The 14,206-nt window shown below is 32.0% G+C and carries 9 protein-coding genes; 6 read left to right on the plus strand and 3 right to left on the minus strand.

The genetic code is table 11. The annotated features are described in order from the left end of the window. Positions 1-198 precede the first annotated feature (198 nt). Positions 199-2,601, minus strand: coding sequence for an alpha-ketoacid dehydrogenase subunit alpha/beta (locus B0I03_RS11395; protein WP_111567562.1), 2,403 nt, complete (start codon positions 2,599-2,601; stop codon positions 199-201). A gap of 183 nt (positions 2,602-2,784) precedes the next feature. Continuing rightward, positions 2,785-5,535 (minus strand): gluzincin family metallopeptidase, encoded by a 2,751-nt coding sequence (locus B0I03_RS11400; RefSeq protein ID WP_245903030.1) that lies wholly within the window; start codon positions 5,533-5,535, stop codon positions 2,785-2,787. Between the two features lie 245 nt (positions 5,536-5,780). Between B0I03_RS11400 and B0I03_RS11405 the strand changes: the two genes are divergently transcribed. Continuing rightward, positions 5,781-7,748 carry an endonuclease gene (locus tag B0I03_RS11405; protein WP_111567564.1) on the plus strand — a complete coding sequence of 656 codons (1,968 nt, stop codon included), beginning with the start codon at positions 5,781-5,783 and terminating at the stop codon, positions 7,746-7,748. A 109-nt stretch (positions 7,749-7,857) separates the two neighbouring features. Continuing rightward, positions 7,858-8,292, plus strand: coding sequence for a hypothetical protein (locus B0I03_RS11410; protein WP_111567565.1), 435 nt, complete (start codon positions 7,858-7,860; stop codon positions 8,290-8,292). Between the two features lie 48 nt (positions 8,293-8,340). Here the strand turns inward: B0I03_RS11410 and glmM are convergent, their stop codons facing one another. After that, a complete protein-coding gene (glmM, locus tag B0I03_RS11415; protein ID WP_111567566.1) occupies positions 8,341-9,729 on the minus strand; it encodes a phosphoglucosamine mutase in 1,389 nt (462 codons plus the stop codon). 193 nt (positions 9,730-9,922) lie between these two features. Between glmM and B0I03_RS11420 the strand changes: the two genes are divergently transcribed. From B0I03_RS11420 to B0I03_RS11435, 4 genes are all read left to right on the plus strand, one after another. Further along, the gene (locus B0I03_RS11420) at positions 9,923-10,519 is read left to right on the plus strand and encodes an acyl carrier protein phosphodiesterase (RefSeq protein ID WP_111567567.1); all 597 of its coding nucleotides are present in this window, start codon (positions 9,923-9,925) and stop codon (positions 10,517-10,519) included. Continuing rightward, positions 10,506-11,171: a DNA alkylation repair protein gene (locus B0I03_RS11425; RefSeq protein ID WP_111567568.1), complete on the plus strand. Its 666-nt coding sequence runs from the start codon at positions 10,506-10,508 to the stop codon at positions 11,169-11,171. The genes B0I03_RS11420 and B0I03_RS11425 overlap by 14 nt, the downstream gene beginning before the upstream one ends. Before the next feature lie 53 nt (positions 11,172-11,224). Continuing rightward, positions 11,225-13,042 (plus strand): chloride channel protein, encoded by a 1,818-nt coding sequence (locus tag B0I03_RS11430; protein WP_111567569.1) that lies wholly within the window; start codon positions 11,225-11,227, stop codon positions 13,040-13,042. Positions 13,043-13,236: 194 nt separating this feature from the next. Further along, positions 13,237-14,202, plus strand: coding sequence for a Fic family protein (locus B0I03_RS11435; RefSeq protein ID WP_111567570.1), 966 nt, complete (start codon positions 13,237-13,239; stop codon positions 14,200-14,202). Positions 14,203-14,206: the final 4 nt, after the last annotated feature.

A 14,206-nucleotide genomic window follows, 5' to 3' on the forward strand; every position in this document is an offset into this window, starting at 1 on the left:
AATTTTTGGCAATAAAAAAAGGCTTGTCGTGATTGACAAGCCTTTTCTATGTATTTGGTTTTAAATGATACTATAGCAGGTTTCGCTCACGAAGTTCGACGTAAGTTAGACCACCACCAAGTATTGTTTAAAATTAAAATCATTTTCTTAATTGTATGTTGCAAATATTTCTAATTAATTTTCGAATAAACAAATTTTTTAATATAAACTTGGATATTTTGTTGGATTTGCCTCATTCATAATCGCATATACTTTCTCAAAAATGTCTTCTGTTGAAGGTTTTGAGAAGTAATCACCATCGGTTCCATAAGCAGGTCTGTGCGCTTTTGAAGCTAATGTTTGAGGTGCGCTATCTAAATGTTTGTAAGCATTTTGATTCTCCACAATTTCTTGTAAAATGTATGCACTTGCTCCACCAGGAACGTCTTCGTCAATTACTAATAAACGATTGGTTTTCGCTACCGATTTCACAATATCGTGATTGATATCGAAAGGTAATAACGATTGAATATCAATGATTTCTGCACTAATTCCAACCGATTCTAACTCATTTGCTGCTTGTTCAACCAAACGTAAAGTTGAGCCATAAGAAACTAAAGTAATGTCAGTTCCAGTTTTAATCGTTTCAACTACTCCGATTGGTGTTTTGAATTCGCCTAAATTCGTTGGCATTTTTTCTTTTAAACGGTAACCATTCAAACATTCAACTACTAATGCAGGTTCGTCAGTTTCTAACAAAGTGTTATAAAAACCTGCGGCTTTGGTCATGTTTCTTGGAACTAAAACGTGAATTCCTCTGATGGCATTGATAATCATTCCCATTGGCGAACCTGAATGCCAAACGCCTTCTAAACGGTGACCACGAGTTCTAATAATTAACGGTGCTTTTTGGCGACCCGCTGTTCTGTATTGTAACGTTGCTAAATCATCACTCATGATTTGAATAGCGTACAACAAATAATCTAAATATTGAATTTCGGCAATTGGACGTAATCCTCGCATTGCCATTCCGATTCCTTGACCTAAAATTGTAGCTTCACGAATTCCTACATCGGCAACACGTAATTCTCCGTATTTCTCTTGCATGCCTTCCAAACCTTGGTTTACGTCACCAATGTTTCCTGAATCTTCACCAAAAATTAACGTTTCTGGATATTTTGAGAAGATAGCATCGAAGTTGTCTCTTAATACTAAACGTGCATCCACATCTTCTGCAGTTGCATCGTAAGTTGGAGCTACTTCTTTGGTTTTTAAAACCGTTTTATCCGATTGCGAAAATAAGTGTGAACTGAATTTTGGTTGGATTTTCTCCGTATAATTTTCAATCCAAGTAGCTAAAGTAGCACGAGAATTTTCTTTGATAATCATGCGCAACACTTTACGAGCTGCAACTAAAATATCTTTACGAATTGGTTCTTTTATTGACGCAACATCATTAGCAATTTTCTCTATAAATACTTTGTTTTCACTTTGTGAAGCGATATTATTCAACAAACCAACTAATTCTTGTTGTTCTGCTTTTGTTGGTGCTGTAAAGTTTGACCAAGCTACTTTTTTACCTTCTAAAACGTCTTTTTTAGCTTGATTATCAATTTCTTCTAATTCTTCTGAAGTAGCGATATTGTTTTCGATTAACCAAGTTTTCATTTTAGCTAAACAGTCAAATTCTGCTTCCCAAGCCAAACGTTCTGCATTTTTGTAACGTTCGTGACTTCCAGAAGTAGAGTGACCTTGCGGTTGTGTTAATTCTTGTACGTGAACTAAAACAGGAACGTGTTCTATGCGTGCAATTTGCGATGCTTTTTGGTACGTTTCTACTAAAGCTGGGTAATCCCAACCTTTAACACGTAAGATTTCGTAACCGTTGTTTTCTTCATCACGTTGGAAACCTTTAAGAATTTCAGAGATGTTTTCTTTAGTTGTTTGATGACGAGCATGAACCGAAATTCCGTATTCGTCGTCCCAAACGCTCATTACCATTGGTACTTGTAAAACACCAGCAGCATTGATAGTTTCAAAGAATAATCCTTCAGAAGTGGAAGCATTTCCGATAGTTCCCCAAGCTACTTCGTTTCCGTTTTCAGAAAAATTAGTTTGGTTGATACCAGAAACATTTCTGTATATTTTTGAAGCCTGAGCCAATCCTAATAAACGAGGCATTTGCCCAGCAGTGGGAGAGATGTCAGAACTCGAGTTTTTTTGTTGGGTTAAGTTTTTCCAATTTCCGTTTTCGTCTAATGAATGCGTTGCAAAGTGTCCGCCCATTTGACGTCCAGCACTCATTGGATCAAAATTAATATCGGTGTGGCCATACAATCCAGCGAAGAATTGCTCGATATTCATAGCACCAATTGCCATCATAAACGTTTGGTCACGATAGTATCCAGAACGGAAATCTCCATTTTGAAACGCCTTTGCCATGGCTAACTGTGGTACTTCTTTACCATCGCCAAAAATTCCGAATTTCGCTTTACCTGTAAGCACTTCTTTTCTTCCAAGAAGACTGCATTCTCTACTGATTCGGGCGATTTTATAATCGTTGATGACCTCTTTTTTGAAATCTTCAAAAGAAACTACTTCCGATGTTGTTGCTGTTTTCATAAGCCGTTTAAACGAAATTGATAATTAAACAAATTTAATTAAAACCGGTTATAAAACAATAGGGAGTATGATATTTTTTTAATTATTATTAAATTATCAATAGATTTGATTTGAAAAACGCAATGAATTCATTAAAAAACGATTTTTAATTGTTGAATTGTCAAATAAATTAATAAAAACCTATTAAAACCATTTTCTAGTAAAGAGTGAAACTAATGTTTTTGGGCTTAATGTTACTACAAAACGAATTTGTTGTCCATAATTAACATCATCTAATGCAAAACCATTTGAAGAATAAACAGGTAAGAACAATTCAAAATAATCAGGAACAAGATTAAGATGTAAGCCAGAATCATAAACAAATTTTGCGCTAGTGTATTGATTTTTAAACATTCCGGCATCGCCATAAATTTGAATCCAATTCCAAATATTGAAAGTCCCGTTTATAGTGGTCATCCATTGATTGGCAAATCTTGTATCTAATTTAGACTTGAATCCACCTTCAGCATAAACGTATTGTTGGCTGTAAATTCCGGTGGTTTCACTTCGTCCTAACAAATTATAATCAAACATATAATCGTTTGGTCTGTCTAACCCAAAACTGAAAAATTCGGAATTAGTACTTTTAAACATGAAGGCACCAGCATAAAGGCGTAAGCTAATTTGTCTGTTGTTATTAAATAGTTTGCGATAATGTACTTCGGTTGCGACTTTTCCGAAGGAATTCGAAATTTGTAAATCGTTTAAAATAGAAAAATGTTTGGTTCCTTCTGATTGGTAATTTCCGTATTTAAAATTAAAAATATTGTAATTTTCCGTATTTGAATCGGTTACTGACTCTAATTTATCTCGATTTACATATACTTGTCTTAATTGGATGAACTCGTTTTTGTTTGTTCTTAAATTTTCATCTCTAAATTTAAATTGTACTACAGGAATAAAGTAAGTATAGAAAGCGTCTTTTGTATAATGAAATCTGCTTCCAGTTACTAAATATCGAATGTTGTATAATTTACCTTTTTCGCGAATATTGTCATCAACAAAAGCAGAAAATTTACCTACAAGAGTTCCTGTATTACTTGAATACATTGGTGTAACGCTAAAACTAAATGGTTTGTTTAGGATTGATTTATTGTTGATTCGCATTCCTAAGGCAATACCATCATAAATATTAAATTCTACTTCTGGTACAAAAAATATTTGATTATAATAAGGCTCTTCTAAATCTTTGAAGAAAATAAATTTAAAAGGACGATTATTAAAGAAAAAACCTTTTAATGATTTCCAGTTGTTTCTTAAGTTGTATTCTGGAACTTCGTTATTGTAATTCAGAGTTAATTTATCGGCACCCATTCTTGGAATTACGATTGTGGAATCGGTTTTAATATTGGTTAACCAAATTTTATTAATTACCTGATCATCTTTTAATTGATATAATGAAATAGGAACATTTGTATTGGTTTTATTGATAATATTTACAGAAAGCGAATCTTCGGTTTTTGTTACTTTTCCAAATTTATAATCAATTAAATCGCGAGTTTCTATGACTGTTCTGAAAAACCAATCGATGTCTTTTGGACTATTTTTGATTAAAACGGTCTCAAACTGACGTGAATTAGTTCCTAAGTACTGATTTTCTTGAATATATTCTTTGATAGTATTGTGAACAATATTGTTTCCTAAATAACTATCAAGATATTTTATACTTAAACCAGCTCTGTATTTACTTGCTATTTGCTCATTGAATTTTATTAATCGGTTTTTAGGTTCGTTTAAAGGTTGATCTAAGTTTTTTCGAGCCATCAACATATACAAATAGCTGTATTGTTGGTTAAAATCTAAATTAATAAAGTGGTATGATTTTAAGATTTTCAAATTTGCAACATTACCAGTCATTTTTAATTCTGGAAAATATTCATCAGCATATTGCATCATGATAAACATTTGAATTCCGTCATAAATCCAATAGTCGCGTCTTTGATTTAAGTTTAAATTTTCTTTTAAATAGTTGTTTAAATAGGTTTTTAGAAACTTCAATTCGAACATTAAATTATCAGAAAACGGACTTAAAAAACTAGGTAATTGATTTAATCCATAAAAAGGTTGACGAGCATAATCTTCTTGAGAAATTAAAATTTTAGAGGTAAGTGGTAAACCTAATTTTGACGCCGTAAAGCGACTTACTTTATCAAAAATAATGGCTTTGTCGATATCACTAACTCTTTTATCCTCAAGACCACAGCTTACCTCAATAATTTCGTTTTTATAGGTTTGATAAGAATTGTTTGGTTGAATAGTGATAATTACTTCACTCTTATTTTTTGCATTTAATAGTGTTTTTTTAGTGTTTTCAAGTTCAACAGTATTGATTTCAGATAAATTACTAGCTAAATTATGATTTATTGGAAGTTCAACTTCAATTTCAAAATCGGAAAAAGCATTTGGAATATCGTCTAAATTTTCATTACTAATTTGTACAAACTGCTTGTGTTCGTATCGAGAAGGATTTAGATACCAATTTTTTAGAATAATTTTTCCGTTTGTATCATAACCATAGCGAGTAAATTTAGCATCTGGAATTTTTACTTCGTAAACTAACGTGAAAGTTTGTTTTGAACAAGGTAAAATAGGTTGGTTTAATTCTAATTTAACCAAATCTACTTTCTCATTTGGTCTTATCCAATTAACGGATTGATAGTTAGCATCTACAACTGTTTTTATTACTGTAAAGCCTCTTTCTTTTTCGCTAGCTAAATGAAAAGCTCTTACAAATTCGTCGGAATATTTTTTTGCTAAAGCTGAAGTTTTAGAAGAAAAGGCATTGTTCCAATCATTTAAAATAACATGTTTTAAAGTATCGTTACTCGTATTGTTAAAAGTAAGGACCTGATTAACCATAAGGGTTTTCGCTTCTGTATTAATTCTCACAGTCATTTTTGAAGAATGCTGAGAAAAAATCAGAATTGGAAATATTAAAAATACTATTTTGATTAGAAATTTCAAATTGAATGTATTGATTTTATGTTAGATGACAAATAAAGTAAAAAGTTGCTTTAAAATTGTGCAAAATATAAAAATACTCGTACAGTAGCTTTAAAAATGGCTTAAAATTTATTGAAATGGATGTTAAATTGAGTTTTTTCTAATTTAATATTCGTATTTTTGATAAAATTAGTTTTATGCCCCCTAAATTATACCCCCTTTTATTCCTGTTTTTAGGAATGTTTTCTCATGGCCAAGTGGTTATTAATGAGATAGATTCTAACACGCCAAGTTTTGATCAATTAGAATTTGTTGAGTTAAAATCAACCGCACCTAATTTTCCTTTAGATGGTTATGTTTTAGTTTTTTTTAATGAAACAAATTCATCAAGTTATTATACAATTGACTTAGATGGATATGTAACTGATGTAAACGGAATAATTCATTTTGGAAATAATTTGGTTGCTCCTTCTCCTGTAGGAAATATACCAAATGAACAAATACAAAATGGTCCAGATGTTGTTGCTTTGTATTTAGGGAATGCCACCGATTTTCCGTATACAAGTACTACAGGAACATTAGCTACAACAAATAATTTGATTCATGCATTAGCATATTCTAATAATAATACTCCTCCATCAAATTTAATGACGATTTTAGGCTTGTCTGTTTTTACTAATGAAAACGCAACTTCAAATATTGAAACTCATTCTATTCAAAGAAAAAATGACGGAACTTATGAAGTTAAGTTGCCAACCCCTGGAGTAAATAATGATGGAAGTGGTACCGTTTTTAATTATATTTCAGTAACAACTTCTATTTCTTTGATAAATGAAGGCAATAGTTTTAATTTTATTTTCACAACAAGTCAGCCTGTTCAAGACAATCCTTTAGTTTTTAATTTCACATTGAATAATGGAAATTTTAATTTGGCTGATTTTTCAGGAGTATTGAATGTTTCTATTCCTGTAGGACAATCGACTGGACAAGCTAATGTAACAATAATTGATGATGGTTTAGATGAAGGAGATGAAGAAATGAAATTTGTTTTTCAACCACTTTCATCGGGCTATGTTGCTAACAATAATAATATTATTTACAGAGTATATGATGCAAATTTTGTAGTTCAAGCATTTGGAACACCTTTAAATCCTACTTACGGAATTGTAGTTCCTTCTATTCCAGTTGGATATTATGATTCGTTAGAAGGTTTGTCTGGAAGTTCACTAAAACAAGCACTTCAGGATATCATTGCTAATCCAGCAGTTGTTAGGGCTCATAATTATGGTGATATTGAATTTATTCTAAAAGAAGCAGATAAGAATCCATTAAATTCTAATCAGGTTTGGCAAATGTATGTTGAAAGTCCTAAGCCAATTTTAGATTATCAAACAGGTTCAAGTAATGTTGGAGTTTGGAATAGAGAGCATATTTTTCCGCAATCAAGAGGTGGATTTTCTGGAGGAACTTCATCTAATGCAGATGGAATAAATGTTTGGTTACCAACAAATGCTAATGATATTTTAGCAGGACACGCTGATGCACATCACTTAAGAGCAGAAGATGGAGTAGAAAACTCAACAAGAAGTAATAAAGACTATGGTTCTGATTATAATGGACCAACTGGAAATCAAGGGAGTTGGAGAGGCGATGTATCAAGAGCATTGTTCTACATGGCGGTTAGATATAATGGGTTAAATTTAGTTAATGGAAATCCGTCAGATACATCAGGAAACCAAATTATGGGCGACTTAGCATCCCTTTTAACATGGAATACTGCAGATCCAAGTGATGATTTTGAAATGAATCGTAATAATTACATCTACACTTGGCAAATGAATCGAAATCCATTTATTGATCATCCTAACTTAGCGGATTATATTTTCGGAGCTAATTTTGGACAACCTTGGTTTTCTAATTTATCGACTCAATCTCCAATTGAAAATAAAGTAGCTGTTTATCCAAATCCAGCTTCAGAATATTTAATTGTTTCTGGTTTAGAAGGAAGTTCAAAAGTGGAAATTTATACGATTACGGGACAGTTACTTCAGACAGAAAATTTTGAAAACGAAACACGTGTTAAGTTAGATTTAAATGCCGGAATGTACTTGGTTAAAGTTACAAATGGCGTTCAAAGTAGTACCAAAAAAATCATTGTGAAATAGACTTTTTTCTATTTAGAAGAAATGTTAAAATGAGTTAAAAATTCCTAAAAGCATAATTTTGGCAGTATTATTGGGTTATTAATACAAATAATTATTAAATTTAATCACTATGGAAACTAGTAAAAACAGAATAGCAACGCTTTTTGGGGTATTAATTTTAGTATTTATGTTGGTAGTGCCAACAGACGTTTTTTCGCAAGGGCCACCACCTTGGGCTCCAGCTCATGGATATAGAGCAAAAACAAGACATATTTACTTTCCTGATCAAAATATGTATTATGATATCCAAAGAGGAAATTACATTTATTTCAACAACGGAAAATGGTCGGTAAGTGTAAAAGTTCCTTCAATTTTTGTTGGAATTAATTTAGGTAGAAGTGCCCAAATTGAATTGGATTTTTATGGCGATAGACCACAACGTTATAATTATTCGCATAAAACAAAATATAAAGTAAAAAAACACAAAGTTAACCACCATCACGGCCATAAACACAATAAAGGTAATGGTCACCCAGGAAAAGGGAAGGGGAATAATGGTAAGTGAAACGGTAGATAATAAAAAAGGTCAGATTTAAATCTGACCTTTTTTGTTTTATATTCCTGCTATTTCTTTTAATTCTTTAACGAATCTTTCAGCTAAAACATCGGCTTCTGTTTGTGTTGGAGCTTCTGTGTAAATTCTAATGATTGGTTCTGTGTTTGATTTTCTTAAATGCACCCATTCTGTTGGGAAATCAATTTTCACTCCGTCAATAGTAGAAATGTTCTCTGATTTGTATTTTTCGGTTAGCGTAGCTAAAACATTATCCACATCAATTTGAGGTGTTAACTCAATTTTGTTTTTACTCATATAATATTGAGGAAAACTTGCTCTAATTTCAGCTACCGTTTTATCTTGGTTAGCCAAATACGTTAAAAATAAAGCTGCACCCACAATACTATCTCTGCCATAGTGTGATGATGGATAGATAATTCCGCCATTTCCTTCACCACCAATGATAGCATTGGTTTTCTTCATTAATTCTACCACATTTACTTCACCCACAGCACTTGCTTGATATGTTCCGCCGTGTTTTTCTGTAATATCGCGTAAAGCTCGAGACGATGACATATTAGAAACTGTATTTCCAGGAGTTTTTGATAAAACATAATCGGTAACAGCTACTAAAGTATATTCTTCACCAAACATTTCGCCATCATTTGAAATGAAAGCTAATCTGTCAACGTCTGGGTCAACTACGATTCCGAAATCCGCTTTTTCTTCAACAACTAATTTGCAAATATCGCCTAAGTGTTCTTTTAAAGGTTCTGGATTATGAGGGAAATGTCCGTTTGGTTCGCAGTATAATTTTACGACTTCAACGCCCATTTGTTCTAATAAATTTGGGATAATAATGCCGCCTGAAGAATTTACACCGTCCACAACGACTTTAAATTTCTTAGTTTTTACCAAATCAGCATCAACCAATGGCAATTCCAATACTTCATCAATGTGAATATCCATATAAGCATGGTTCTCAGTAACTTCTCCCAACGAATCTACATCTGCAAAATCAAAGGCTTCCGCTTCTGCAATTTCTAGAATTTTTGCTCCATCGGCACCGCTTAAAAATTCGCCTTTTGCATTTAATAATTTCAAAGCATTCCATTGTTTTGGATTGTGCGAAGCTGTTAAGATAATTCCGCCATCCGCTTTTTCCATTGGAACTGCAATTTCAACTGTTGGAGTAGTGGATAAACCTAAATCGATAACATCAATTCCTAATCCAACTAATGTATTCACCACCAAATTATGAATCATTGGCCCCGAAATCCTCGCATCTCTACCAATGACTACTTTTAGTTTATCTTTTGCAATGTTTTGTTTTAGAAAGGTTCCATAAGCAGAAGCAAATTTCACCGCATCAACTGGAGTTAAATTATCACCAACTTTTCCACCAATGGTTCCACGAATTCCTGATATTGATTTTATTAATGTCATTATTTTAGTTTAAAAGTTATAGGTTTAAAAGTTTAGTAGTAAACCAAATTGTGTCACAAATATAAAAAGTTAGAAATTGGAATTCATCAAAATTTAGAAAGATTTTTATATATTTACTTTTGATAATTATGTGTAAACAAAATCACCAATCCTTTTAAACTTATAAGCACATAAACTTTTAACCTTTTCCAACATGAATTTTCTCGCTCATATTTATTTGTCTGGTGAAGATGATTTTGTCAAAATTGGCAATTTCATGGCAGATAGTATTCGAGGTTCTAAGTATTTAGATTATCCAAATTCACTTCAAAAAGGTATTTTATTGCACCGACATATTGATAGTTTTACAGATGCGCATCCAATTTATCGCAAAAGCAAACATCGTTTGCACGAAAAATACGGACATTATTCGGGTGTGATTATGGATATTGCATACGATCATTTCTTAGCGAAAAATTGGAGTAAATATTCTAATGAAAAGCTAGAAGATTATGCTGCTGATTTTTACCAATTGATGCAAGATAATTATGAAATTCTAACCGAAAGAGTAAAAGGAATGTTACCATATATGATTGGCCGAAATTGGCTGGTAAGTTATGCAACCATCGCAGGTTTGGAAATGATTCTTTTTCAGATGGATTATCGAACCAAACACAGAGCACACATGCAAGAAGCGATTGTGGAAATTCAAGATTTTTATACCGAATTTGAATCGGAATTTTTTCAGTTTTTCGAGGAATTAGTACTTTCGTGCCAACAAAAATTAAAAGAACTCAATGAAATTTTGTAGTGATTTAGAAGCTGATTTTCGAAAAGTATCCAATAGAGAATTGGCAATTCCGATGGAAAATTACATGAAGAATAATTTTACCTATTTTGGAATTAAAACCGAGAATAGACGATCAATTTTCAAATCAAATTATGAACTAAATAAATTAGAAGTTAAATCTAATTTTAAAGCAATTGCTTGGGAATTGTTTCAAATGAAAGAACGCGAATTTCATCAAACAGCAATAGATTTATTGCTAAAAGAGTTCAAGAAAAATTTTGTTTTGGAGGATATTCAATTGATTGAAAAAATGATAATTACCAATTCTTGGTGGGATTCAGTTGATACGATTGCGAAATATATTTTAGGAGGTTATTTGTTGCAATTTCCTTCGGAAACTTTAAAAGTAATTGAACGTTTTTCAAATTCTGAAAACATGTGGTTAAATCGAAGTGCTATTTTATTTCAATTGAGTTATAAAGAAAAAACCAATTTTGAAATTTTAAAATCAGAATGTGAAAAACACAAAGATTCCAACGAATTTTTCATTCAAAAAGCAATCGGTTGGGCTTTACGCGATTATAGTAGATTCAATCCAAATGGAGTCGAAGCTTATGTAAATTCTACTAATTTGAAACCTTTAAGTAGAAAAGAAGCCTTACGTTTACTCTAATTTTGTTTCATTTTTCAGATTAAAGATTTACCTTCGTAAAATACTTCAAGACAATGCCAAGAAAGAAATCTTTTTCCTTAAAAACGTTTACACACAAAACCTTCCGACGTTTAGAGCGATTTGTTTTTCTTTTGAAATCGCTACTAACACCGCGACAGTTTATCTATTTTTCGTGTGTTTTAGTTGGAATTTCTTCGGCATTAGCGGTAATTATTCTAAAAACATTTGCGCATTGGGTTTATAAATCGGCTCAAAGATTAGATGATGTATTCCATCTTCCTTATAGTAATAGTACGCTGCCAATAATTGGTATTATTATTACGGTAATCATTGTTAAAAAGGTTTTGGATGGTTCTATAGAAAAAGGAACTTCTCAAATTATGTATGCTGTTGCCAAAAAGCGCGGTATAATGCCCAGAAAACAAATGTTTGCCCAAATCATCACGAGTTCGTTTACCGTTGGTATGGGCGGAAGTGCCGGTTTAGAATCACCAATTACTATAACTGGAGCTGCTTTTGGAAGTAATTATGCGCAAAATTATCGTTTAAGTTACAAAGACAGAACACTTTTGTTAGCCTGCGGTGTTGCTGCCGGAATTGGTGCTGCTTTTAACGCTCCGATTGCAGGAGTTTTGTTTGCTATCGAAGTAGTTTTGGCTGAAATCAGTATTACAGCATTTATTCCGATTATGATTAGTGCGGCAACGGGTGCTTTGGTTTCAACGGTTATGTTGAATGAAGATATCTTGTTTTCGTTTAAAAAAGTGCAATTTTTCGATTATCACAATTTACCCTATTATATTTTATTAGGAGTTTTAAGTGGTTTAGTTTCGATAAATTATGCTAGAACTTTCAGAAAAATCGAACATTATTTCAGTGGATTAAAATTTAATATCATCAATAAAGCATTGTTTGGAGCTGGAATTTTAGGAGTTTTAATCTTCTTGTTTCCATCTTTATTTGGTGAAGGATATGAAAGCATTAAAATTTTAGCAGACAGTAATCCCGAACGATTAGTTCAAAACACGGTTTTCGAGCGCTTCGAAGATTCAAAATGGATTTTGTTATTGTTTGTTGGTGCTACCATGTTGATTAAAGTTTATGCTACAAGTTTAACATTAGGCGCTGGTGGAAATGGAGGTAATTTTGCGCCTTCGCTTTTTGTAGGTTCGTATTTGGGATTTTGTGTAGCTTATTTTTTCAATATAATTGGTTTCGCCAAGTTACCAATTGGAAACTTTACGCTTGTTGGAATGGCGGGGATTTTAAGTGGATTGTTTCATGCACCTTTAACCGCAATTTTCCTTATTGCTGAAATTACAGGAGGTTACAATTTGATGGTTCCTTTAATGATAGTTTCATCAGTAAGTTTTGCGATTTCGAAACGTTTCGAACCGTATTCATTCGATATTAAAAATTTGGCTGATAAAGGAGAAGTTTTTACGGATAATCGTGATGCTAATATTTTGAATTCTATTGATGTGGCGAAATTAATTCAAACCGATTTCAAACCGATTTCAGCTAGTAATAATTTGGAAGAATTAGTTGAGAAAATTCAACAATCAGATGCTGATATTTTTCCTGTCTTGGATAAAAAAAATACGCTTTTAGGCTTGATATTGTTAGATGAAATCAGACCAATTGTTTTCTCGCAATTCAAAGTAAAATACACAGCAACAAATGAAGTCATGCAACCTCCAAAAGAAATTATTTTCTATGATGAAACTTTAGAAACCATTATGGAGAAATTTGATACATCAGGTTGTAAAGTCTTACCAGTTTTAAAAGATGGAATCTTCCTTGGATTCATTTACAAACAACTTATTTTGGAAAAATACAGAATGCGATTGAAATCGATGATTATAGAATAGTTTATATACAAGTTCAATCCCGAAGTTTCGGGACAAATTCAGAATTCAATTTTATTTTTTTGGAACACGGATTTAAGAAATTTTTAAAATTTATTTTCTTAAATGTAATTTTTATTGTTAAAAATATTAATATCGGATAAAATATTTTTTTATCCTATCCGATATTAATACCTTTGTGGTGAAATAAAAAAGTTATGTGGAATATCGATTTGTCATATCGCGAAGAATTTCAATCAACATTCGATAGATTGTATGATAAACTTGCTGTGCTCAATCAAAACAGACCGCTTCCATACTCGGCTATTTCAAAAATTAAAGAATCACTTTCCATTGAATGGACTTATAATTCGAATAGTATTGAAGGAAATACACTTTCACTTCGAGAAACACAAATGGTACTTCAAGATGGAATTACCGTGAAAGGAAAATCATTGCGAGAACATTTTGAAGCTAAAAATCACGAGCATGCGATTAATTATTTATATCAAATAATTAATGATGATTATGTGTTGAGAAGTATCGATATTTTATCGCTACATGGTTTGGTTTTGCGCACAATAGAAGATGATTTTGCTGGAAGAATTAGAAATGCTGGTGTTCGAATCACGGGAGCAAATTTTATTCCGCCAAATGCTAATAAAGTTTCAGATTTGTTAGATGAATTAATTCAATTTGTAAATGAAAATCCATTGCAATTAAATGACATTGAGTTGGCCACTATTTTTCATCACAAATTAGTTTGGATTCATCCTTTTTTTGATGGAAATGGAAGGACGGTTCGTTTAGCCATGAATTTATTGCTTATGCGAAGAGGTTTTCCGCCAGCAATCATCTTAAAAAATGATAGAAAAAAATATTACGATGCTTTAAATCAGGCTAATAATGGTAACTATCAAAAGTTAACGTTGTTAATGTGTCAAGCTTTGGAAAGAACTGTTAATATTTATCTAACTTCTATTCCAAGTGATAATGATGATGAATATCAATCTATTGCTAATATTGTTAGTGAGCCTAATACTCCCTACAGTCAAGAATATGTTAGCTTGTTAGCGCGTCAAGGAAAAATTGATGCTTATAAAGAAGGAAGAAATTGGGTTACTACAAAAAAAGCCATTAATGATTACATTTCAAATAGACAGAGAGTTAGGTTGTTAAAATAACAAC

Source organism: Flavobacterium aquaticum (assembly GCF_003259835.1).
Taxonomy (GTDB): domain Bacteria; phylum Bacteroidota; class Bacteroidia; order Flavobacteriales; family Flavobacteriaceae; genus Flavobacterium; species Flavobacterium aquaticum.